This is a genomic window from Sphingomonas sp. G-3-2-10, assembly GCF_012927115.1.
Taxonomy (GTDB): Bacteria; Pseudomonadota; Alphaproteobacteria; order Sphingomonadales; family Sphingomonadaceae; genus Sphingomonas.
In genome coordinates, this window is record NZ_JABBFY010000001.1 from 371,313 (window position 1) to 392,604 (window position 21,292).

Consider the following 21,292-nt stretch of genomic DNA (forward strand, 5'->3'; position numbering starts at 1 on the left):
GACAGTGGTTCGGCAGCGAAATCTCCGCTCGCCTCTTCTCAGCGGCGGCGCATGTCACTATCGGACGAGACTTCGCATCATCGTGATTTTCCGTTCGAGATAGATAATGGCTGAAACAGCGTACCGCATTCATGGCGAAACCGGCGAGTGGGAGGTCGTGATCGGCCTTGAGGTCCATGCCCAGGTCACGTCCAACGCCAAGCTGTTTTCGGGCGCCGCGACTGCGTTCGGGGCCGAGCCGAACAGCCAGGTCAGCCTGATCGACGCGGCAATGCCGGGCATGTTGCCCACGCCGAACCGCGAGTGCATCCGCCAGGCGGTGCGCACCGGCATGGCGCTGGGCGCGGTGATCAACAAATGGTCGCGCTTCGATCGCAAGAACTATTTCTACGCCGATCTGCCGCAGGGCTATCAGATCAGCCAGCTGTTCCATCCGCTGGTGGGCGAGGGCGCGCTGGAGATCAGCCTCGACGAGAAGGATCCCGACGCCGAGGTGAAGACCATCGGCATCGAGCGCATCCATGTCGAGCAGGACGCGGGCAAGCTGATGCACGACCAGCATCCGACGCGCTCGTACGTCGATCTCAACCGCGCCGGCGTGGCGCTGATGGAGATCGTGTCGAAGCCCGACATGCGTTCGCCGCAGGAAGCCGGTGCCTATGTCGCCAAGTTGCGCTCGATCCTGCGCTATGTCGGGTCGTGCGACGGCAATATGGATCAGGGATCGATGCGCGCCGACGTGAACGTTTCGGTCCGCAAGCCCGGCGAGCCGTTCGGCACGCGCACCGAGACCAAGAACGTCAACTCGGTCCGCTTCGTGATGCAGACGGTCGAGATCGAAGCGAAGCGTCAGGTCGAGGTGCTCGAAGCTGGTGGCCGCATCGTGCAGGAAACCCGTCTGTTCGATCCCGATCGCGGCGAGACGCGGTCGATGCGGTCGAAGGAAGACGCGCACGACTATCGCTACTTCCCCGATCCCGATCTGCTGCCGCTGGAACTGGACGACGCATTCCTGAACGAGTGCGAAGCGAGCCTGCCCGAACTGCCCGACGCCAAGCGCCGCCGGTACGAGCAAGATCTTGGGCTGACTGCGTACAACGCCGCGGTGCTGACCGCCGATGCCGATACGGCGCGCTGGTTCGAAGCGCTGCTGGCCGAAGGTGCGCGCATCCAGGGCAAGGGCGAGCAGGAAGTGGCGCGCGCCAGCGCCAACTGGCTGATCTCCGACCTGTTCGGCGCGCTCAACAAGCTGGGCAAGGATCTGGGCGAGAGCCCGGTCAGCCCGGTGCAGGGCGCCGAGCTGCTGGCGCTGGCCGCCAATGGTACGCTGAGCGGGCCGCTGGCCAAGCAGGTGTTCGAGATCATGCTCGAAACCGGCGACGCGCCCGAGAAGATCGTCGAGGAGCGCGGCTTGAAGCAGACCAGCGACACCGGCGCGATCGAAGCGGTGATCGCCGAGATCCTCGCGAAGAACCCCGGCCAGCTCGAACAGTATCGTGGCGGCAAGGAAGCGCTATTCGGCTTCTTCGTCGGCCAGACGATGAAGGCGATGGCAGGCAAGGCCAATCCGGCCGTGGTCAACGAGTTGCTGAAGAAAGCGCTCGGTTAGTCATTGTCACCTCCTGACGGAGCATTATGGTGCGCCGTCAGGGGGGAGAGGATGCGCATCATTGCAACGTTGATGGCTGGCGTCGCCGCGCTTCTGGCGCTGCCGGCATATGCTCAGGATACCGGTGCGCCGGTCGATCCCGCGACGATCGTCGTTCCCGATCTTACCGGCGGACGCGACCCCGACGTGGTGCGCAACGGCTGGAAATATTTCTATTTCTGGCGAGCGGATACGAGCTTCGAGGAAGCACTGGCCGACTTCACCGAATGCTATCGCTTCCTGCCGGTGGGGAGCACCCATCCCGGCACGCCGATGTTCGCGCCGTGGGAGGGCAGGCCGGCCGCCGAAGCCTATACGCCGATCCCGGCCTATGGGCTGGTGGGCGTGGCGATCGGGGCGATCATCGCCGGCCCGCTGGAGCGCCGCGCGCGTCAGTCACGCCTGCGCCGCTGCATGGAGCCGCGCGGCTATCAGCGCTACCCGTTGCAGGAGCGCCGCTGGGAAGTGCTTACCGACAATTTCTCGGCGGCTTCGATCGCCATGCAGGCCAAGGCGGCATCGGGCGCCGCGCCCGATGGCCTGCCGCTTCCGGAGGACCGCTGATGCTCGCGTGGCTTTCCGCAATCGCACTCGCCAGCTCGCCCGTGGCAGCCGGCGACCGCCCGGGTCAGGAAATCGTCCAGATCCGCGAAGGCGCGCCGGTGACGATCCGGCCGGACCGCGCCTATCTGATCATTCGCGTACATAAGCCCAAAGGCGTTCCGACGTTCGAGCCTGTCCTGATGCGCATCCCGGCCCGCGCGGAGATGGATGCCTATAATGTGGCCAAGGCCCAGGCCTTCGCCGAGGCCGAGCCGAAGCTGAAGGCGGAGCGCGAACGAGCACTGGCGCGAAAGTCGCAGGCCGAGGCGGCGGGGAAGAAGTTCAACGGCGACATCCCGCCGGTGCCTTCGCTCGAAACCTTCAATTTCGTCTATGCCGGCACGCTCAACGTGAACGCGATCGCCAACAACTGGCCGTTCGTGAAGGGGCAGCCGGACAGTCTGTTCCTCGTCGAGACGCTGCCCGGCGACTTCGTTCTCTATGGCGCGTCATGGGGCATGGGCTGGCAGGGGCTGCATGTGTGCTTCTGCCTCGGCACGGTGGGCTTCACCGCCAAGGCGGGCGAAGTGACCGATCTCGGCACCTTCTACGCCGATGCCGCCAAGTCCAAGTCCATCGTTCCCGAACTGGCGGCGGAGACCGGATTCGGCCCGAGCAGCGATACGCCGAACGTGCTGATCGCGGGCACCGTGCGGCCGGTCGCGCCCGGAACGGCCCTGCCGCCCGCGCTGGCGGGGGTGACGGTGGTGCGCGGCGAATATCGCGCGGTGGGCAAGTACTTCAATCCCAATGCCGGGGGCGTCAACCGGCTGGTGCCGGTGCCGGGCGTGCTGAGCTACGACCGGGGCAAGGTGATCGACGTGAAGAGCGGTAAGGAAGCACCGGGGGCCTATCCGTTCCGGTGACGTCGTCGCGCCGGAAGGGCGCCCGGACCGCTTGTCACGGGGCGCATTGCCGCTATCGTGACGATCGTTGCGGTTCCGCAATGGGGGAAATGATGAGATTTGGCAGGATGACGGCGCTCGCGCTGGGCGCCGTGTTGTGTGCGGGCCTTTCGGCGAACGACGCCAAGGCGCAGCGGCGGCAAGCGGCGGGGCCGATCGACGTAGCGAAGATCAAGGTGCCGGCGCTCACCTTCGTCGAGACCGACAAGATCGCGGCCGATTACGACAAATACTTCTTCTTCCATCGCGACGAGACCGATTTCACGACGGCCTATGCCGATGTCCTCGAATGCGACGGCTATTCGCGCGGACCGTTCCAGGGCTCGAACAACGCGCCGGGCTATGTCGACACGCCCTATCAATATCAGGGCACGATGGCGGGCGCGCTGGGCGGGGCGCTGGGCAATCTGCTGGTCGCGTCGATCAGCACCGCGAGCCGGACCAATGGCGAACGCCGCCGCCTGCGCCGCGCCAACATGCGAACCTGCATGGGGTTCAAGGGGTATCAACGCTACGGGCTGCCCAAGGGGATCTGGGGCAAGTTCCATTTCGAGGGCAGCGCCGCCGATGCGCTGCCTTTGGCCCGCCAGCGCGACTATCTTCAGCGCCAGGCCAAGGTCGCTTCGGGGCCGCGCCCGGCAGGAAAGGAGTTGGAACCATGAGCCTGCGTCTGTTCGCCGTCGCGGCTGCCGCCTGCGCGATGTTTGCCGGCGCCCTGCCTGCCCACGCGCAGGGCAAGCGCCATGCGCCGCAATATTCCGAGCCGGTCAACGGGCGGATCGAGACCGGCAAGGCTTATATCCTCTATCGTGGGCCGACGACGCGGCTGACCCTGCTGCGCGCGCCGCTCGAAGCCGATCGCGAAGCATATCGCGCCGAGCGGGCCAAGGCGCTGAAGGACGCGCAGGCGCGGGCGAATATGGTGGCACGGCTCAAGCCGCTGGTGATTACCGACGCCACTCTGGTCCATCCCCCGATCGAGATGAGGATGCGGGTGGAGTTGCAGCCTAGCGACTTCCTGACCGGGCCGGATGGCGAGGAACTGCTGCTCGTCGCGGTCCAGCCGGGCAACTACACCGTCTATGGCGCGATCGGCTGGGGTGAATTCGGCTTTGGCGGGCGGTGCCTGTGCATGGGCACCGTCAGCTTCGAAGCGCGGGCCGGGCAGATCACCGACATGGGCCGGGTGCTGATAGTCGAGCCGGACGACCTCCCGCGCGAAGGCGAGCCTCAATTTCCCGGGCGGAGATCGATGACGATCGTGCCCGCGACCGCGCCGGTCCGGATGCCCGCCCCGTTCGAAGACGCGACGGTGGCGCCCGCGGAGTACCGCGCGGCGGACAAGATCCCCAATTTCCTCAAGATCGACATCGACCGGCTGACACCCATGCCCGGCGTACTGGGATATGAACGCGACAAGGTGATCGACCTGCGCGCCACCGGCAGCGCGGCGAATTGACCGATGGGCGCCCGGCCAGTGGCCGGCCGCCCGCCTGATCGATCTTACTTCGTCTTCGCCGGCTTGCGCGCCGCCACGCGGGTGCGGGCGTTGTTGGCGTATTCCTCGAAATTCTTCTTGAACACGCTCACCAGCTCGTCGAGCGCGGCGATCGCGTCTTCGCCTTCCTTGGGCGGGAAGAGCTTGAGGCCATTGCCGCCCCATGCCTTGTATTCGAAGTCGATCTTCTGGTCGTCGCCGAAGTCGCGATACATGAACAGGGTGCGCAGCGAGCGGCCATAGATCGCCGCCTTCTGGTAGAAGACGTCGGCGACGATGAGTTCGCCATAGCAGGCCGCGGTCGAATCCGAACGGCGCGTCTTGACCTTGTTCATCGTCTTGCGCTCGAGCGGCTCTTCGTGGCGGATGATCACCGTGCCGGGCTTGAGGCTCAGCAACGTGTTGAGATCGAGCGACTGGAGCGCGTCGAGCTGGCTCGGGCTGTCGAGCGCGCTGGCCATCTGCGCCTTGTTGCTGGCATCCTTGCCGCCGTGGATGGCGGCATCGAGCAGGCCGCCGCCGAGCAGGCCGGTGGTGACCGACGTCATGCGCTCGGCTGGCCAGACGTGAAGCTCGCACGGCGCGTCCTGAGCGGATGCGGCCGCCGAAGCGAAGAAGGTGAGGCTGGCGGCGATCGCCGTGGCCGTACGGAAGGCTGCTTTCATGATATCCCCCAGTGGTTGAATTATAACGTCGGTAGGAACGTCACGGCCTCTTCCGGAGCAGTTCGGAGAAGCGTGTCGCATTGGTTCGGAAGGCCGAAACAATCTCGTCGAGCGCGGGCTGGCTCAAATCGGGCGGGTCGATCGAAAAGATCAGGAGCTTTGTGTCGACCCAGGTGCCGAAGCTGCGCACCGGCGCGGCCTGGGCGCCGAAATCGCGAAAGCGGTAGAAGGTCTTGAGCGTCCGGCCATTGGCGTAGGCGCGCGCGTAGAACACGTCGTCCACCACCAGATCGGCATAGCAGGGCGCGACCGTCTCGACATAGCGGGTCCGCACCGTGCGGATCGTGCGGCTTTCCAGCGGCGTGTCGTGCACGACGACGACATGGCCGGGGAGACCGAGCATGTCGGCCAACGGGAGCGACTTGAGGGCCTCGACCTGAACCGCGGTGGACATGGGCTCGGGCGTGGCCGACGCGGCGAGATTGTCCCGCGCCCGCTCGTCGGCGGCATCCGCGGATTTTTGCTGCGACTGCTTGATCAGCGCGGGGATGAGGCCGGCCGAGGGCGAGGATTCGAACGCGCGCTGCCGCACGCTACCCATGCCGTCGGCGGGCCAGACATGGAGTTCGCACGGCGCATCCTGCGCGGACGCGGGCAGCGCGGCGCACGACAGCAGCAGAGCGGAGAATGCGCTGCGCATCCGCATGGCGGCGCTATTTGCGCTTCGGCGGCTTGGTGAGCGCGGCGGCGAATTGCGCCACGTTCGATTCGAACGCCTTGCGCAGCTCTTCCGCCGCGGCGGGCATGTTGTCGGGCGCCTTGGGCGGGAATTGCAGCAGCTTGGTCATGGCGAAGCTGCCGAACATCCGCCGGGGTGCCGCATCGGGGCCGAAATCGCGGAAGCGGAACGAGGCGCGTAGCGCATTGCCGCCGATTACATTCTGCGTCAACAGCAGGTCGTCGACCATCAGCTCCGCGTAGCAGGGCGAATTGCTGGTGGCCAAACGGGTCTTGCTCGCGCGGATTTCACGGCTGCTCAGCGGCTGCGGATGGACGATCACCGCATAGTCGGGGAGTGCGACGAGCTTGGGCAGGTTCATTCCTGCCAGCAAATGTCCCTGTACTTCGGCCGTGAGCGGATTTTCCGGTGCCTCCGGATAGCCTTCGCGACCCTTGGTCGATCCATTGATCGTCCCGCCATGCACCCAGCCATAATAGAGATGGATCAGGTCGGAACCTGGCCAGACATGGAGCTCGCAACCGGCCGGCGTGGGCTCGGTCGCAGGTGCCGCCGCAACGCTTGCCGGAGCTGCCGCCGAATCCTGTGCGGAGGCCGGAGATGTGGATGCAAGAGCGGCCAAAACCGCGAAAAAAGACAATCGAATGATCAAGATGGCCCCCCCGAGCCGGAATACCGGACTGTGCTAGGCGGGGCGGGATCGGCGTGCAATTGGAAAAATGAAGCGGGTTGTCCCGCTTCATTCTAATACTCGATTTTTCCGGATTTACCGTTCCGTCTATTGCGCCGTCTTGTCTCGATTACTGGTCTGGCCTGCCGCTCCTGGAGCGCCGTCGGGTGCGCCGCTGGGCTCGGGCGGCGTGACGGAGGCGCCGTCGGCGGATTCGGCGGCGTCCGATGCAGCGCCGGTCACCGATTCCACGTCCTTGCGCGGATCGGGCCGGTGGTCGAGATCGGGGTCGCGGGCGATGTCACCCATGCGGGTTTCCTTCAGGCGGTTGGCTGGATCGGACCGGGATCGGTGCCGGGTTGCGGCGCGGGGATATCGATATCGGGCTGCGGCGGCACGATTTCCGGCGGCTGCGTCTCGGGCTGGCCCGGCTGCGGGGCAGGGGGCGCTTCGGGCTCGGGCGTGGCTGGCTTGACGGGCGGTTCGACGGGCAAGATCGTGTCTCCTTCCTTGGTTCAACGCCTGTCCCTGCTGTCGGTTGCTTCGCCCTTGCCCCGGGACCCATGACTGTTATAGAGCCCGCCGACCGGCGGTGCCCCTGCGGGCGTGGCGGAACTGGTAGACGCGCCAGATTTAGGTTCTGGTATCGAAAGGTGTGGGGGTTCGAGTCCCTTCGCCCGCACCAGCACCGCCGTTCCTTCAGCGTCCGGACGCCGCCAATCCGAATTCTATAAGAAAGCCGTGAAATGCAGACTGTCGAGACGTTGAACGAGGGCCTCAAGCGCGCCTACACGCTGAAGATCACTGCCAAGGATATCGACGCGAAGGTCGATGCCGAAGTGAAGAAGGTCGCGCCGCAGATCCGGATGCCCGGCTTCCGCCCCGGCAAGGTGCCTGCGAACCTCGTCCGCAAGATGCACGGCGAAGCGATCGCCGCCGACGCGCTGAACAGCGCGATCCAGGAAGGCGTTCAGTCGCTGATCGCCAAGAACAAGCTGCGCCCGGCGATGGCGCCGTCGGTCAGCCTCGGCGAAGGCTATGAGAACGGCAAGGATGCCGACGTTACGGTCGAACTCGAAGTGCTGCCGGAAGTGCCGCTGCCCTCGATCGAAGGCCTGAAGCTCGAGCGTCTGGTGATCCCGGTTGCCGATTCGGCTGTCGAAGAGCAGCTCAAGCAGCTCGCGGGCCAGCAGAAGTCGTGGACCGACGCCCCCGCCAAGCACAAGGCGAAGGAAGGCGATCAGGTCACGATGGACTTCGTCGGCAAGACCGCTGACGGCGTCGCCTTCGAAGGCGGCACCGGCACCGACATGGCCGTCGAAATCGGCTCGGGCCGTCTGATCCCGGGCTTCGAGGACCAGATCGTCGGCGTTAAGGTTGGTGACGAGAAGCAGATCAACGTGACCTTCCCCGAGGATTACGGCGCCGCCGACCTCGCCGGCAAGCCCGCCACGTTCGACCTGAAGATCACTGCGGTGAAGACTTCGGGCGAGACCGTGATCGACGATGCGTTTGCGACGTCGCTCGGCCTGCAGAGCCTCGAGCAGCTCACCGGCCTGCTCAAGGGCCAGCTGGAGCAGCAGAATGGCGGCCTGACCCGCACTCACATGAAGCGCAAGCTGCTCGACCAGCTCGCCGCGGGCCATGACTTCGAAGTGCCGCCGTCGATGGTGGAAGCCGAATTCTCGCAGATCTGGGAACAGCTCCAGCACGAAGCCGGCCATGAGGAAGACCCGGAAGCGGCCAAGGCCGAGCTGGAAGCCGAGCGTGGCGACTATCGCGCGATCGCCGAGCGCCGCGTGCGCCTGGGCCTGCTCCTGTCGGAAATCGGGACCGCCAATGGCGTCGAGGTCTCGCAGCAGGAAATGAACCAGCTGCTGGCGCAGGCCGCGCAGCAGTACAGCCCGGCGGACCGCGAGCGCTTCATCCAGTATATCCGTCAGGAGCCGATGGCTGCCGCCCAGCTGCGCGCGCCGCTGTTCGAGGACAAGGTCGTCGACTTCCTGTTCGACAAGGCTGAAGTGACCGAGCGCGAAGTGACCCGCGAAGAGCTGGAAGCCGCGATCGAGTCCGAGGAAGGCGCAGTGCCGCACGTCCACGGCCCGGGCTGCGGTCACGACCATGACCACGACGCCAAGCCGGCCAAGAAGGCCAAGGCGAAGAAGGAAGAGGCTCCGGCTGAAGACGCCAAGCCCGCCAAGGCGAAGAAGGTCGATGCCAAAAAGGTTGAGGCGGCCGATATCGAGCCTGCCGCACCCGGCGACGAACTGGTCGAAGCCGAGCCGGTGAAGAAGGCCGCAACCAAGAAGGCTCCGGCGGCGAAGGCCGAGGACGCTACCGAAGAAAAGCCGAAGAAGGCGACCAAGAAGAAGGCCGAATGAGCTTTCTGACCTTGTGAAAGACAAGCCCCCGTCCGGTCCGCCCGGGCGGGGGTTTTTCGTTTTGGAGCCGATTATTCGCTTGTCGTGTCCATCCGGCCCGCGCTTCTGTGCGGTCATGAAGATTCGATCCCTCATCGCTCTCGCGCTGGCCTGTAGTGGTTTGAGCGCGGCGACGGCGCTGGACGCGGCGCCGTCAAATGTGGCGGCCGATCAGGCCGAGAAGGTGCCGGCGGAGATCGTCAGATCCGATTTCGCCCTTCTCTATCGTATTTTGCAGGAGGCGCATTTCGACCTCTACATCCACCGGACGAAGCGGGAATATGACGCCTATTACCGGGCGCTCGCCGCGTCGATCCGTGGGCCGATGGACAAGATCGAGGTCGCGAAGCTGTTCCAGAAATTCGTGGCATATGGGCGGATCGGCCATGCAAAGGTCGATGCGCCGCTCATCGCGTTCGTAACCCATCTGCGGTCGGGCGGGACGGTGGTGCCGCTGTTCATCCGCGTGGATGGCAAGCGCGTCGTTCTGACCCATGCCGCGGAGGAGAGCGGGGTGCTCCGCGCCGGCGTCGAAGTCGCGGCGATCGATGGGATGCCGATCCTTGACGTTCTCGATCGTTTCGGCACCTATGTCTCGGCCGAGCGACCTTACATGGCCCATGCCCAGATGGAGGAAAGCTTCCCGGCGCTGCTTTGGCTAGATCGCGGCGCGGTCGGGTCGGTCATGGTGACCGCGACGATCGAGGGCAAAGCAGTGAACGTTCGCGTTCCCGCCGTGACGCTCGAGCAGCGGCGCGGATTGGAGGCGAAATTTCCCACGCGCGAGCCGGCTATCGATTTCGGGACGCGCGAGTATCGCGAACTGGAGCGCGGCATCGCCTATCTGCGGCCCGGTCCCTTTTTCGACACCGGGCAGGCTGCGAGCGAAACAGGGCCGTCCTACCGGTCGGACTCGTTCAAGGCGTTCATCGATGACAGTTTCGGCAAGATCATCGCGAGCGGCGCGACCGACCTGATTATCGATCTGCGCAACAATCCCGGCGGAGACAACAGCTTCAGCGATCCGATGATCGCCTGGTTCGCGGATCGTCCCTTCCGCTTCGCGTCGTCCTTCATGCTGAAGGCAAGCGCGGCGACCAAGGCGGATTATGCGCGCATCCGTGCGAGCGGCGAGCCGATCGATGCGAGTTTCGCCCGGCAGATGGCGGTTGAGGATACCCAGCCCAACGGCATCCGCTATCGCTACGATCTACCGCTGGTGCAGCCTCGCGAGGGGCCGCGCTATCGCGGGCGAATATGGATACTGGTCAACCGGCACAGCTATTCGAACGCTGCGTCGGTCGCCGCGCTCGTGCAAGACTATGGGTTCGGCAAGGTGCTTGGCGAGGAAACCGCCGACGTGGCGTCGAACTACGCGTCGGTTCAGTCTTTCACCCTGCCGGGAACCGGCTTTGTGGTGAGCTATCCCAAGAGCCATTTCATTCGCCCCAACGGCAAGGATGAGGTTGCCGGTGTCGTGCCCGATTTCAGGATCGGCCGGCCAGCGATCGGGGAAGCCGAGGACGTGTTTCTGAAGGATACGCTTGCGATCGTTCGGGCGCAGGAGCGGCCTCGACCAAATAATACTCGACCTTAACAGCCTGACCCTTATGGCTGGCGGCATGAAGCACAACGTCGCCGTTATCCTTCCCTGCTACAACGAAGAGGCCGCCATCGCGCAGACGGTCGCGAGCTTTCGCGCGGCGCTGCCGGATGCGACGATCTACGTCTATGACAATAACAGCCGCGATCGCACGGTGGAGGTGGCGAAGGCCGCCGGGGCCGTGGTCCGGACCGAGCGGATGCAGGGCAAGGGCAATGTCGTCCGCCGCATGTTTGCGGACATCGACGCCGACATCTATGTGATGGCCGATGGCGACGCGACCTATGACGCGACTTCGGCGCCCGCGATGGTTGCGCGGCTGGTGGAAGAGGGACTCGACATGATCGTCGGCACCCGCGTTCACGAGGAAGCCGAGGCTTACCGGCGCGGGCATGTGCTGGGCAACAAGCTGATGACGGGCTTCCTTGCCGGGCTGTTCGGGCGCAGCTTCACCGACATTTTCTCGGGCTATCGCGTGTTTTCGCGCCGCTTCGTGAAGAGCTTTCCGGTGCTGTCGTCGGGGTTCGAGATCGAGACCGAGATCAGCGTCCACGCGCTCGAGCTCAAGATGCCGGTCGGCGAGGTCGAGACGACCTATTTCGCGCGGCTCGAGGGATCGGAGTCGAAGCTCAACACCTATCGCGACGGCTTCCGCATCCTGCGGGTGATCGTGCAGCTTTACCGGATCGAGCGGCCGATGTTCTTCTTCGGCTGGATCGCGGCGCTGTTCGCGCTGATCGCGGTCGGCCTGTCAGTGCCGCTGATGGTCACCTATGCCCAGACCGGGCTGGTACCGCGCTTCCCCACCGCGATCCTTTCGACCGGGCTGATGATCCTGGCTTTCCTCAACCTGTTCGCCGGGCTGATCCTCGACACGGTGGTGCATGGCCGGCGCGAGATGCGGCGGCTGGCCTATCTCGGCCATGCCTCGCCTCATTCGGCGAGGGAGGCGAAGCCGGACAATTTCGTGCCGGGACTGACGCCGCGCGTCGAAGACTAGTCGATCAGTCCGAGCGTTTTCAGGCTGTTCGCGGTGGCGAGCAGCGCTTCCTCGTTGCTTCGCGGCGTCCAGCCCAGCGCTTTTGCCTTGGCGTTGCTCGCCCGGCCGCGGATGCCGAGGCGGGGCACGGCTTCGCGGGCCATCGGGTTGAAGATCGCAAGGGTGCGGATCAGCCAGCTGGGCAGTTGGCGGGGCAATTTGGTGCCGAGATTTTTGTGCAGGACCACTGCCATCTGGTGCATCGACGCCGGTTCGCCCGCGACTGCGAGGTAGCGCTGTCCTGCCGCTTCGGGTGCAGTCATCGCCAGCAGTTGCAGCGACGCCACGTCGCGCACGTCGATCACACCGAACCACAGGTCGGGGGTGCCGGGCAGTTTGCCCGCCATCATCTGGCGCACCAGTTCGATCGAGGTCGAGAGATCGTTGCTCAGCGCGGGGCCGAAGATGCCGACCGGATTGACCACCGCCAGCTCCAGCCCATTGCCTTCCCGCCCGACGAAATCCCACGCCGCGCGCTCGGCCAGAGTCTTGGACTTCATGTAGGCCTGGACGGCGGGACCGTTCACATCGGTCCAGTCGGCTTCGGTATAGGGCGTCTTGCGCTCGCCATGACCATAGCCGATCGCGGCGAAGGAGGAGGTGAGGACGACGCGCTTCACGCCGGCATCGCGCGCGGCGCGCAGGACGCGCAGCGTGCCTTCCACCGCGGGGCGGATCAGTTCCTGCTCGTCCTTGGGCTGGTTGATCGGGAAGGGGGAAGCGACGTGCTGGACATAGTCGCAGCCTGCGACCGCTTCGGCCCAGCCCGCATCCTTTTCCAGATCGGCGGCGAAGAAGCTCAGCCGATCGCCGGGATCGGCGCCATTGGCTTTCAGCGTCGCGCGCACTTCCGCCTCGCGCGAGAGGTTGCGGACGGTGGTGCGGACGTTGTGGCCCGCTTCCAGCAGCTGGAGGATGACATGGCTTCCGACGAAGCCCGACCCTCCGGTGACGAGGACGTTGCTCATCGCTCCATGATGGTTACGCAGCCGTGCCGATACAAGGTGCCAGCGCCGCGGCGGCGTTTACCTCGTTCCCCCTTGCGCCCCGCATCCCGAGCGCCGATGTACTGACCGGGCAAAACCACAAACGAGAAATTTCCCATGCATCCGCTTCAAGACCAGATGACTCTCGAATCCATCACCGGAGCCTATCCTCCCACGGTCATCGAGCAGTCGGGTCGTGGCACCTTCCAGCATGACATCTATTCGCGCCTTCTTCGCGAGCGGATCATCTTCCTGACCGGTCCGGTCGAAGATCACATGGCCTCGATCATTACCGCCCAGCTGCTCTTCCTCGAATCCGAGAATCCCAAGAAGGACATCTGGATGTACATCAACTCGCCGGGCGGCGTCGTCACGGCGGGCATGGGGATCCACGACACGATGCAGTATATTCGTCCGCGCGTGGGGACCGTGTGCATCGGTCAGGCGGCTTCGATGGGCAGCTTCCTGCTGGCGGCCGGCGAGCCGGGCCTGCGCGTGGCGCTCACCAATTCGCGGATCATGATCCACCAGCCTTCGGGCGGTGCGCAGGGCATGGCTTCGGACATCCAGATCCAGGCCAAGGAAATCCAGCGCATCAAGGACCGGATGAACGGCCTGTACGTGAAATATACCGGCCAGACGCTGGAGCGCGTCGAGCGGGCGATGGATCGCGATACCTTCCTCGAAGCCGACGAGGCCAAGGAATTCGGTCTGGTCGACGAAGTGTATGACAAGCGCCCGACCGTTTCGGACGACGCAGCCTGATCGTTTCGGAAACGGCCCCTGCCGGATCGCGGCGGGGGCCGCTACGATGCGCGGGAGGGTCCGGCGCAGGGACACCGTACGCCGCATCCTTGCCCTTGTTTCGCCTCGCGGCATGGGCATATTAGTTTTCTTGTTAGGGATGCCGGTGTATCCTCGGCTCCCCGCGCTTCACGCGCGAGCAATTGCGTACCAATGGCCCCCGTCCGGGGCTCGTAAGGAATTTCTATGACGAAGCTGAGTGGCGGCGATTCGAAGAGCACGCTCTACTGCTCGTTCTGCGGCAAGTCGCAGCACGAGGTACGCAAGCTCATCGCCGGCCCGACCGTCTTCATTTGTGACGAATGCGTCGAGCTCTGCAACGACATCATCCGCGAGGAAACCAAGTCCGCGCTGGTCAGCAAGAAGGACGGCGGCGTCCCGACGCCGCAGGAAATCTGCGACGTCCTCGACGATTACGTCATCGGCCAGAAGCAGGCGAAGCGCGTCCTCTCGGTTGCGGTTCACAACCACTACAAGCGCCTGAACCACGGCGCGAAGGGTGCGGACGTCGAGCTGGCCAAGTCGAACATCCTGCTCGTCGGCCCCACCGGCTGCGGCAAGACGCTGCTGGCGCAGACGCTGGCGCGCATCCTCGACGTGCCGTTCACGATGGCCGACGCGACCACGCTGACCGAAGCCGGCTATGTCGGCGAGGACGTGGAGAACATCATCCTCAAGCTGCTCCAGGCTTCCGACTATAATGTCGAGCGGGCGCAGCGCGGCATCGTGTATATCGACGAGATCGACAAGATTTCACGCAAGGCCGAGAATCCCTCGATCACGCGCGACGTCTCGGGCGAAGGCGTGCAGCAGGCGCTGCTCAAGCTGATGGAAGGCACCACCGCGAGCGTTCCGCCGCAGGGCGGGCGCAAGCATCCGCAGCAGGAGTTCCTGCAGGTCGACACGACGAACATCCTGTTCATCTGCGGCGGCGCTTTCTCGGGCCTCGAAAAGATCATCGGCGACCGACTGGAAGGCAAGTCGATCGGTTTCGGCGCGCATGTCGCCGGACCGGACGAACGCCGCACCGGCGAGCTGCTGCGCAGGACCGAGCCGGAAGATCTGCTCAAGTTCGGCCTGATCCCCGAATTCGTCGGCCGTTTGCCGGTGATCGCGACGCTCGAGGATCTCGATATCGACGCGCTCATCAAGATCCTGACCGAGCCGAAGAACGCGCTGGTGAAGCAGTATCAGAAGCTGTTCGACATGGAGTCGGTCGGCCTGCGCTTCACCGACGATGCGCTGGTGGCGGTTTCGAAAAAGGCGATCGAGCGCAAGACCGGCGCGCGCGGCCTCCGTTCGATCCTCGAAGGCATATTGCTCGACACGATGTTCGACCTGCCCAGCATGGACGGCGTCGACGAAGTGATGATCGACAAGGACGTGGTCATCGGCACGAAGGAACCGGTGCGCGTCTATGCCAAGAAGGAAAAGGCGGGCTGACGGGCTGAAACCCCGATCCTGCCGTCACGAAGAGGCGTCGCGAAAGCGGCGCCTTTTTCGTGTCGGGGCGGGTTCCTTTGGTGTGGGGAATCGGGATGGCCGGAAAATTTCTCAAGCGAAACGCGATCATCGACACGATCCGAAGCGAAGAGAAGATGAACAGACTGCAGGCGCGAAGCAGCGGGCCGGACTATCATGTCGATGCCGTCCCCTGCGGCTGCCCGTCCGACGATTGCGTCGCGCCTCATGTCATGCGGACCAGCCGCCCGCTGTCCACGCCCAACGAAGCGGGCGCAACGCTGCGAAGCCGTCGCCGGGAAGCGCGTTCGCGGCGCTAGGAGCCGGAATATTGGGGCGGCTGCGGAGGCGGCAGGACCCAGGTCCTGACGATGTCGTAGCTGCCCAGCGTGGGGCGGCCCAAGGCATCGGTGGCCGGTTCGAACCGCGCCCGCTTGCGATATAGGGTGCAGGTTCGCGTATCGAGCATCTCGCTGCCCGAGGATTCCAGCACCACGCAATCCCGCGCGAAGCCATAGACACCGATGGTCAGGCGAATCTTGACCTGCCCGCTCTGTCCGGTCCTCCGGGCGGCTCCCGGATAATCATCGTCCGTGATCAGCGTATCCAGCGCGCCTCGCACCCGTGGTGGGTTGACTGCCGGCGAGCCCGATCCGGCCTCGCGGCTGCGCAGGTCGGCAAGGCAGTGCTCGAGATCCTGTTCGGCCAGCATGGCAGGCGGCATCCGGAAGCCCGGGCCGTCGCGCTTTGGGCTGATTTCCCGAAGCGTGACCGATCGGGCGGCGAGGAGGCGGGTGGGCGTGTCGCGATAGATCCACTGCTGAACCCCGCCCCGGCCGGGCCCGTCCTCGATACCCCAGCCGGGATGGTTGGCGAGCAATTCGCCATCCGCGGCGAATTGCAGCGCATATTCATTGCCCCCTGCATAGGGCCAGCCGATGCCGGTGAGAGTTAGCAGCAAGTTGCCATCATCGAACACGCGCTTGCTGAATTCGATCCGGGTGCCGGCCGCATCCGTCGCCATGTGGCGCATCATGCAGACGCCGCCCTGCTGGCGAATCTCCCAGCTGCCGCTCCAGCCGAACAGCGTCTGCGCCGCGGCCGGCGTAGCGAGGAAAACCAAGGGGAGGGCGAGCGCCAGCGTCCGCATCGCGCCAGTCTCCCCCTGTCCCGTATCGGGGTCAATCCTTCACTGGCAACCGGCCGCGCACGAGCTATGCTCGCGCTTCGTGAGCGATGACGCGATCCAGCCCGGTGAACCCGCGCCCGAGACGGCGGCACCCGATGCAGCGCGTTCCGAACCCAGGCCCTGGTTCGCGCCCTATCGCGGGGTACGCTTCTCGATCTCGCTGAAATGGCTGCTGGCCGGGGCGCTGATCTACGCATTGCTGCTGCTGGTGTTCATCACGGCGAACCCGAGCGAGGCGGCCTATCCGATCGTCGGGCCCAGCCTGTATCTGACGCCGGTGTTCGGCCTGCCGCTGGTGCTGCGGCTGATGCATCGTCCGGGGCGGATCCGGCGGCTGATCTATTTCATGCTCCTGCTGCCGATCGCGCATGTGGCGGCGAACTTCCTCGCCTGGTCGGTTGCGCTGGACCATGTATTCCGCCCGGGCATCGATATGCTGAAGGTTCATCTGTTGACCGGAGCGTGGGGCGGGGTGACCGGCGCGACCTTCGCTTTCACCTTCCTCTATCTGACGCGGCTCACCGCGCGGCGGCAGGCCGAATTGCTCACGATGGGCGTTGCGACGATCGCATTGACCGTGGTCGGCGCGCTGGGCGTGACGCAGGGCATGGTCTTCGCCGGGGACACCCCCGATACGCAGGATCGCGAAGCGCTGATCCTGTGGTTCGAGACCATCCACCTGCCGTGGCAGATCGTGCTCAGCGTCGCGCTGGCGTGGCTGATGCGGCCGCCGCGCGTGGCGAAGAAAGCTGCCGTCCCGCCGCCGCCCTAGGCTGGCTGCCGACGCATCAGCAGCGTATAGATCGCCAGCGCCAGCCCCAGCCCGACGAACCAGGCCCAGGTGTAGATCGAGGTCCAGGGTTCGCCGATCCAGCCGAAGCTGCCGGGGAAGGCGATTGCGAGGAAGCCGGGCAGGTTTGGCAGCACGCCGCAGGCAAAGGCGATCAGCGCCACCGGGTTCCAGCCGCCGCGATAGGTGTAGCGCCCATCGGTGCGGTACAGCGCTTCCACGTCCAGCTCGGTCTTCCGGATCAGCCAATAGTCGGCGATCAATATGCCTGCGATCGGCCCCAGCAGTGCGCTGTATCCGGCCAGCCAGACGAAGATATAGCCGCCGCTGGTCTCCAGCAGCTTCCACGGCATGATCAGGATGCAGATGATCGCGGTGATCATTCCCCCGGTACGGTACGAGATGCGCTTCGGCGACAGCGACGAGAAGTCATAGGCCGAGGAAACGAGGTTCGCGGCGATGTTGCACGAGATGGTGTCGATGCTGATGACCACCAGTCCGAGCAGCACCAGCGGCCCGGCGAAGGTGCCGGAAAGCTTCACCGGGTCCCAGATCGCTTCGCCATAGATCACCACCGTCGCCGAAGTGGTGATGACGCTGGCGAGGGCGATCAGGCCCATCATCGGCGGCAGGCCGATCGACTGGCCGATAATCTGGTCGCGCTGGCTGCGCGCGAAGCGGGTGAAATCGGGGATGTTGAGCGTCATCCCCCTCTTCGCCCGCGGCACCATCTCCCGATCGTTGCGTAACCGCAAGGGACGGGATTTGCGCCGGGCCGAGATTGACCGCTTCGGCAATGAGGCGCAATATAACGTCAGTAAACAGGTAGAGGTGGTGTCCTATGTTGGATGATACCCTGCAATATAGTGGAGAGCGCCCGGAGTTTCGGTCGCCATTCGATCTTGAACTGGATCCAGCTGAAGTCGAGACTATAAAATGGCTCGTCTTGGGTCATCTCGTCTATATATCCGCACTAACACTCGCGATGTTCTTGAGATTGCCAGATGCGAATATCTGGCTGATCCCGCTATTCGCGCTTCCGCTGCTGATCGCTGATCGAAACCAGAGGTCATGGGCGCGGATACTGGCGTTCGTCATCGGCTTCGCCGCGATTCACTATCTGGCGGTGCAACTTGCCGCGAACGCATATCAGGGACCCAGCCTGGTGCCGGGCGCGATCGGCGGCGCGGTGGGCGCGGCGGGTTCGCTGGGCTTACTGGCGGTTCTCGGGCAGTTGCGCGGCGGATCGGGGACGGTGGTGTTCTCGCTGTTCAGCGTGCTGTTGCTGACGCTGGCGGGCAGTTTCGGCGTGCAGATGTATCTCGCCAGCATCGGCGACGACGGCACCTTCGCGGGTCGGATGATGCGGGTGCTGTGGATCTACACGCCGTGGCAGGTCTTCTTCGCCTTCGTGCTGACCAAGGTGCTGAAGCCGGTCTGATCCCCCGGCGGGTCAGCCGCCATTCGCCGCGACGAGCGCGGGCAGGATGTGCTGTTCGATCAGCGCACCGGTCAGTTCGTGCATGTCGCGGCGGTTATAGTTGGTGCTCAGGATCACCACGACGGTCTTCAGGTCGGGGAAGAGCAGGATTTTGTTGCCGCCGTTTCCGGACATGTAGAAGCCCGGCCACGGTTTCGGCTTGCCCGGCTCGCGCCAGTCGCGGACCCACCAGAGATAGCCATAGGCGTCGAGCGGCGTGGCCTTGGCCCGCGGGCGGAGCATCTCGCCCAGCCACTGGCGCGAGACGATCTGCTTTCCGCCCACTGTGCCGCCATCCATCGCCAACTGGCCGATCGCCGCGAAGTCGCGAACGCGCAGGCTCAATTGCCCGCCGGACTGGACCTCTCCGGTGGGAGACTTCGCCCATACGGCGCCGTTGATGCCCAACGGATCGAACAGGCGCCGCTGGACATAGGCGTCGAACCGCTCGCCCATCGCGCGTTCGACGATCCGGCCGAGCAGGAACGCGCCCGCCGTGCAGTAGGAATAGCGGCCAAGGCCCGAGGGCGCGCGCGCATAGGTGGCGGCCAGCGGGATATCGAGCGCGAACCGCGTCCAGTCTCGCGTGTCGTACATCCGCTCTTCGTTCCCCGGGCTGGCATCGGTCCAGTCGTCGCAGTCGAGCGCGGAGGACATGGCGAGCAGATCGCGGATGGTGATGCCGCGCTTGAGCGGCCCGTCATTGGCGAAGGGCTCGCGGTCCTTGAAGAAGGCGAAGGCGGGCGCATCGACGCCGGCGATCTTGCCGTCGTCGATCGCCATGCCCACCGCGATCGCGGTGATCGACTTGCCCGCCGATCGGGCATCGACACGCGTCTCGGCGTTGTTGCCGCGATAGCTGGCTTCGAACAGGACTTCGCCGCCGCGCTGGACGCGGATGCCCTCGATATTGCGATAGCGCCCGGCCTCGATCTGCGCCGACATGGCGGAGAGATCGAGCCGCTGGGCTGCGACCGGAGGCGCGAGCAATATGGAAGCCGCGACGGCAGCCGCGAAGCGCCTCACCGCCGGCCCTTCTGCACCGCCTCCACCGCTTCGCTGCGCTTGAGCAGCCGCGACGCCGGATCGACCACCACATGCGCGCCCGCGGGCACGTCGATCGTCGCGGAGCCGCCGGCCATCGGGACGAGCTGGACCTTGCCGTCCACCTGCACTTCCACCGGCAGCGGGAAGGGCTTGCCGTTGGGCGCCTTCCAGCTGAGCGTCAGCTTGCCGCCTTCGCGCGTCTGGATCAGTTCGGGCAGAGCGGCCTGCCGCAGATAGACGTCGAAGAACCAGCTATAATCCTTGCCCGTGGTGATCTTCACCGCTTCGACGAACTCGTCGGTCGAGCTGAAGCGCGGCTTGAAATTGCCCGGGGCGGGATCGGGGCGGCCATAGACGACGCGGCGTGTGACTTCCCAGAACGCCTTGTCGCCGATCGTGTTGCGCAGCGTGTGGAGCACCCAGGCGCCCTTGACGTAGATGTCGCTGCCGGGGCCGCCATTCTCGTCCTGATATACTTCCTCGCTGGTCGGGTTTCGGCCCGAGACGAGCGGTTGCCTGTTGGCGATGGTGAGGCGGAATTCCTCCATCATGATCGCATAGCGGGCCTCGCCCTCGCGCCAGCGGCCGTAGAGCGGCTGCATGTACTGGGCATAGCCTTCGTGCAGCCAGAAATCGTCCCAGCGCGCGGCGGTCATCTGGTTGCCGAACCATTCGTGCGCGAATTCGTGCTGGAGCAGCCAGTCGAAGCCGGTCGCGTCCTTCACATAATTGTTGCCGTACGCGTTGATCGTCTGATGCTCCATGCCGAGATACGGGGTCTCGACCACACCCATCTTCTCGTTACCCCACGGATAGGGGCCGACATTGGCTTCGAAGAAATCGAGGATCGGCGCGAACTCGGCGAACAGCCCCTCGGCCTGCCGCTCGCGGCCCGGCAGATACCAGTAGGTCATCGGGAATTTGTTGCCGAAGCGGCTGGTATAGGTCTTGGTCAGCTCCTTGTAGGGGCCGACGTTGAGCGACACGAGATACGGGTTCACGCTGCCCGAGCGCCAGTGCCAGGTGGTGCGCCCGTCGGCGAGCTGCTCCTTTTTCACCAGGACGCCGTTGGAAGGGGCAGATAGGCCTGCGGGCACGGTGATGTGCAGGTCGACCGAGGCGGGTTCGCCCTGCGGGAAATCGAGGCACGGCCAGAACAGGTCGCAGCCATAGCCCTGCGCGGTGGTGCTGGCCCATGCCTTGCCGTCGCGGGTCTTCGACCAGACGATGCCATCGTCCCACGGCGCACGGATCGCGACGTGCGGGGTGCCGGCATAGGTGATCTTCAGCACGGTCTTCGCGCCGGCCCGCAGCGGGCGGGCGAGGCGGATTTCGAGGCGGCCATCGGCATTGGTCCATGCCGATGCGTTGAGCGCGCGGCCATCGACGCTGATCTCCGAGACCGGGAAGTTCTTGTCGAGATCGATCAGCAGCCGCGTCTGCGCGGTCGCGGTGGTCAGCGTCAGCGTGGCGACACCCGCCAGCTTCTTCTCGTCCGGCATCACGTTGAGGACAAGATCGGCATGTTCGAGCCGCAGCGCCATCCGCTCGGGCTCCACCTCGCCGCCGGTGCGCATCGTCAGCGCGCTGATCGGCGGCTGGCCGGGGCGCTGGGCAAAGGCATGGGGGGCGAGGGCAGGGGTGGCGACCAGCGCCATCGCCAGCACGCTGCTCACAGCTTTCATCGCCTCAGTGGATCGCCGAGATTGATGGAATCGCCCGGCACCCCATATAGTGCTCAAAGA

At 65.0% G+C, this 21,292-nt stretch carries 24 protein-coding genes and 1 tRNA gene; 15 read left to right on the forward strand and 10 right to left on the reverse strand.

The genetic code is table 11. The features are described 5' to 3' along the window. Window positions 1-106: 106 nt before the first annotated feature. The 5 genes from gatB to HHL13_RS01880 all read left to right on the forward strand — a co-directional run bounded on the left by gatB (window position 107) and on the right by HHL13_RS01880 (window position 4,615). On the forward strand, window positions 107-1,609 hold the full coding sequence (gene gatB / locus HHL13_RS01860; protein WP_169554081.1) for an Asp-tRNA(Asn)/Glu-tRNA(Gln) amidotransferase subunit GatB: 1,503 nt from the start codon (window positions 107-109) through the stop codon (window positions 1,607-1,609). Between the two features lie 51 nt (window positions 1,610-1,660). Further along, entirely contained in the window at window positions 1,661-2,212 is a 552-nt protein-coding gene (locus HHL13_RS01865) for a hypothetical protein (RefSeq protein ID WP_169554082.1), read from the forward strand. After that, the gene (locus tag HHL13_RS01870) at window positions 2,212-3,117 is read left to right on the forward strand and encodes a hypothetical protein (RefSeq protein ID WP_169554083.1); all 906 of its coding nucleotides are present in this window, start codon (window positions 2,212-2,214) and stop codon (window positions 3,115-3,117) included. Before HHL13_RS01865 ends, HHL13_RS01870 begins: the two co-directional genes overlap by 1 nt. Window positions 3,118-3,224: 107 nt before the next feature. Beyond that, window positions 3,225-3,818 (forward strand): hypothetical protein, encoded by a 594-nt coding sequence (locus tag HHL13_RS01875; RefSeq protein ID WP_169554084.1) that lies wholly within the window; start codon window positions 3,225-3,227, stop codon window positions 3,816-3,818. Further along, a complete protein-coding gene (locus HHL13_RS01880) occupies window positions 3,815-4,615 on the forward strand; it encodes a hypothetical protein (protein WP_169554085.1) in 801 nt (266 codons plus the stop codon). The genes HHL13_RS01875 and HHL13_RS01880 overlap by 4 nt, the downstream gene beginning before the upstream one ends. 44 nt (window positions 4,616-4,659) lie before the next feature. Here HHL13_RS01880 and HHL13_RS01885 read toward each other — a convergent pair whose 3' ends face one another. The 5 genes from HHL13_RS01885 to HHL13_RS01905 all read right to left on the reverse strand — a co-directional run bounded on the left by HHL13_RS01885 (window position 4,660) and on the right by HHL13_RS01905 (window position 7,222). Further along, on the reverse strand, window positions 4,660-5,319 hold the full coding sequence (locus tag HHL13_RS01885; protein WP_169554086.1) for a hypothetical protein: 660 nt from the start codon (window positions 5,317-5,319) through the stop codon (window positions 4,660-4,662). Between the two features lie 40 nt (window positions 5,320-5,359). Next, window positions 5,360-6,019 carry a hypothetical protein gene (locus HHL13_RS01890; protein WP_169554087.1) on the reverse strand — a complete coding sequence of 220 codons (660 nt, stop codon included), beginning with the start codon at window positions 6,017-6,019 and terminating at the stop codon, window positions 5,360-5,362. A 13-nt stretch (window positions 6,020-6,032) separates the two neighbouring features. Then, window positions 6,033-6,680 carry a hypothetical protein gene (locus HHL13_RS01895; RefSeq protein WP_169554088.1) on the reverse strand — a complete coding sequence of 216 codons (648 nt, stop codon included), beginning with the start codon at window positions 6,678-6,680 and terminating at the stop codon, window positions 6,033-6,035. A 156-nt stretch (window positions 6,681-6,836) separates the two neighbouring features. Further along, window positions 6,837-7,037: a hypothetical protein gene (locus HHL13_RS01900; protein ID WP_169554089.1), complete on the reverse strand. Its 201-nt coding sequence runs from the start codon at window positions 7,035-7,037 to the stop codon at window positions 6,837-6,839. An 11-nt stretch (window positions 7,038-7,048) separates the two neighbouring features. Then, the gene (locus HHL13_RS01905) at window positions 7,049-7,222 is read right to left on the reverse strand and encodes a hypothetical protein (RefSeq protein WP_169554090.1); all 174 of its coding nucleotides are present in this window, start codon (window positions 7,220-7,222) and stop codon (window positions 7,049-7,051) included. A gap of 106 nt (window positions 7,223-7,328) precedes the next feature. Here HHL13_RS01905 and HHL13_RS01910 point away from each other — a divergent pair. The 4 genes from HHL13_RS01910 to HHL13_RS01925 all read left to right on the forward strand — a co-directional run bounded on the left by HHL13_RS01910 (window position 7,329) and on the right by HHL13_RS01925 (window position 11,751). After that, window positions 7,329-7,413: transfer RNA gene (locus tag HHL13_RS01910), tRNA-Leu, on the forward strand. Between the two features lie 61 nt (window positions 7,414-7,474). Next, the gene (gene tig / locus HHL13_RS01915) at window positions 7,475-9,109 is read left to right on the forward strand and encodes a trigger factor (protein ID WP_169554091.1); all 1,635 of its coding nucleotides are present in this window, start codon (window positions 7,475-7,477) and stop codon (window positions 9,107-9,109) included. A 115-nt stretch (window positions 9,110-9,224) separates the two neighbouring features. Continuing rightward, window positions 9,225-10,745: a S41 family peptidase gene (locus tag HHL13_RS01920; RefSeq protein WP_169554092.1), complete on the forward strand. Its 1,521-nt coding sequence runs from the start codon at window positions 9,225-9,227 to the stop codon at window positions 10,743-10,745. 25 nt (window positions 10,746-10,770) lie between these two features. Continuing rightward, window positions 10,771-11,751, forward strand: coding sequence for a glycosyltransferase family 2 protein (locus tag HHL13_RS01925; RefSeq protein ID WP_169554093.1), 981 nt, complete (start codon window positions 10,771-10,773; stop codon window positions 11,749-11,751). Here HHL13_RS01925 and HHL13_RS01930 read toward each other — a convergent pair. After that, window positions 11,748-12,758: an aldehyde reductase gene (locus HHL13_RS01930; RefSeq protein ID WP_169554094.1), complete on the reverse strand. Its 1,011-nt coding sequence runs from the start codon at window positions 12,756-12,758 to the stop codon at window positions 11,748-11,750. The genes HHL13_RS01925 and HHL13_RS01930 overlap by 4 nt on opposite strands. Before the next feature lie 156 nt (window positions 12,759-12,914). Between HHL13_RS01930 and HHL13_RS01935 the strand changes: the two genes are divergently transcribed. The 3 genes from HHL13_RS01935 to HHL13_RS01945 all read left to right on the forward strand — a co-directional run bounded on the left by HHL13_RS01935 (window position 12,915) and on the right by HHL13_RS01945 (window position 15,361). Next, on the forward strand, window positions 12,915-13,541 hold the full coding sequence (locus tag HHL13_RS01935) for an ATP-dependent Clp protease proteolytic subunit (protein ID WP_206376819.1): 627 nt from the start codon (window positions 12,915-12,917) through the stop codon (window positions 13,539-13,541). A gap of 225 nt (window positions 13,542-13,766) precedes the next feature. Next, on the forward strand, window positions 13,767-15,023 hold the full coding sequence (clpX, locus tag HHL13_RS01940; RefSeq protein ID WP_169554096.1) for an ATP-dependent Clp protease ATP-binding subunit ClpX: 1,257 nt from the start codon (window positions 13,767-13,769) through the stop codon (window positions 15,021-15,023). 155 nt (window positions 15,024-15,178) lie between these two features. Continuing rightward, window positions 15,179-15,361: a hypothetical protein gene (locus HHL13_RS01945; RefSeq protein WP_169554097.1), complete on the forward strand. Its 183-nt coding sequence runs from the start codon at window positions 15,179-15,181 to the stop codon at window positions 15,359-15,361. Here the strand turns inward: HHL13_RS01945 and HHL13_RS01950 are convergent. Continuing rightward, window positions 15,358-16,191 (reverse strand): TonB family protein, encoded by an 834-nt coding sequence (locus HHL13_RS01950; RefSeq protein ID WP_169554098.1) that lies wholly within the window; start codon window positions 16,189-16,191, stop codon window positions 15,358-15,360. The genes HHL13_RS01945 and HHL13_RS01950 overlap by 4 nt on opposite strands. Before the next feature lie 79 nt (window positions 16,192-16,270). Here HHL13_RS01950 and HHL13_RS01955 point away from each other — a divergent pair, with 79 nt between their 5' ends. Continuing rightward, window positions 16,271-17,002 carry a hypothetical protein gene (locus tag HHL13_RS01955; protein ID WP_169554099.1) on the forward strand — a complete coding sequence of 244 codons (732 nt, stop codon included), beginning with the start codon at window positions 16,271-16,273 and terminating at the stop codon, window positions 17,000-17,002. On the opposite strand, the gene HHL13_RS01960 is transcribed toward HHL13_RS01955, so the two are convergent. Further along, on the reverse strand, window positions 16,999-17,727 hold the full coding sequence (locus HHL13_RS01960; protein ID WP_240953594.1) for a cytosine permease: 729 nt from the start codon (window positions 17,725-17,727) through the stop codon (window positions 16,999-17,001). The two genes, HHL13_RS01955 and HHL13_RS01960, sit on opposite strands and share 4 nt — an antisense overlap. On the opposite strand from HHL13_RS01960, the gene HHL13_RS01965 reads away from it, so the two are divergent. Both HHL13_RS01965 and HHL13_RS01970 read left to right on the forward strand, forming a co-directional pair. Further along, complete coding sequence (locus tag HHL13_RS01965) at window positions 17,714-17,872, forward strand: hypothetical protein (protein ID WP_169553740.1); 159 nt, start codon at window positions 17,714-17,716, stop codon at window positions 17,870-17,872. The genes HHL13_RS01960 and HHL13_RS01965 overlap by 14 nt on opposite strands. 133 nt (window positions 17,873-18,005) lie before the next feature. After that, complete coding sequence (locus HHL13_RS01970) at window positions 18,006-18,461, forward strand: hypothetical protein (protein ID WP_169554101.1); 456 nt, start codon at window positions 18,006-18,008, stop codon at window positions 18,459-18,461. Between the two features lie 12 nt (window positions 18,462-18,473). Here the strand turns inward: HHL13_RS01970 and HHL13_RS01975 are convergent, their stop codons facing one another. Both HHL13_RS01975 and HHL13_RS01980 read right to left on the reverse strand, forming a co-directional pair. After that, window positions 18,474-19,526 (reverse strand): serine hydrolase, encoded by a 1,053-nt coding sequence (locus HHL13_RS01975; RefSeq protein ID WP_169554102.1) that lies wholly within the window; start codon window positions 19,524-19,526, stop codon window positions 18,474-18,476. Beyond that, window positions 19,523-21,232 carry a M1 family metallopeptidase gene (locus HHL13_RS01980; RefSeq protein ID WP_346775458.1) on the reverse strand — a complete coding sequence of 570 codons (1,710 nt, stop codon included), beginning with the start codon at window positions 21,230-21,232 and terminating at the stop codon, window positions 19,523-19,525. The genes HHL13_RS01975 and HHL13_RS01980 overlap by 4 nt, the downstream gene beginning before the upstream one ends. Window positions 21,233-21,292 lie beyond the last annotated feature (60 nt).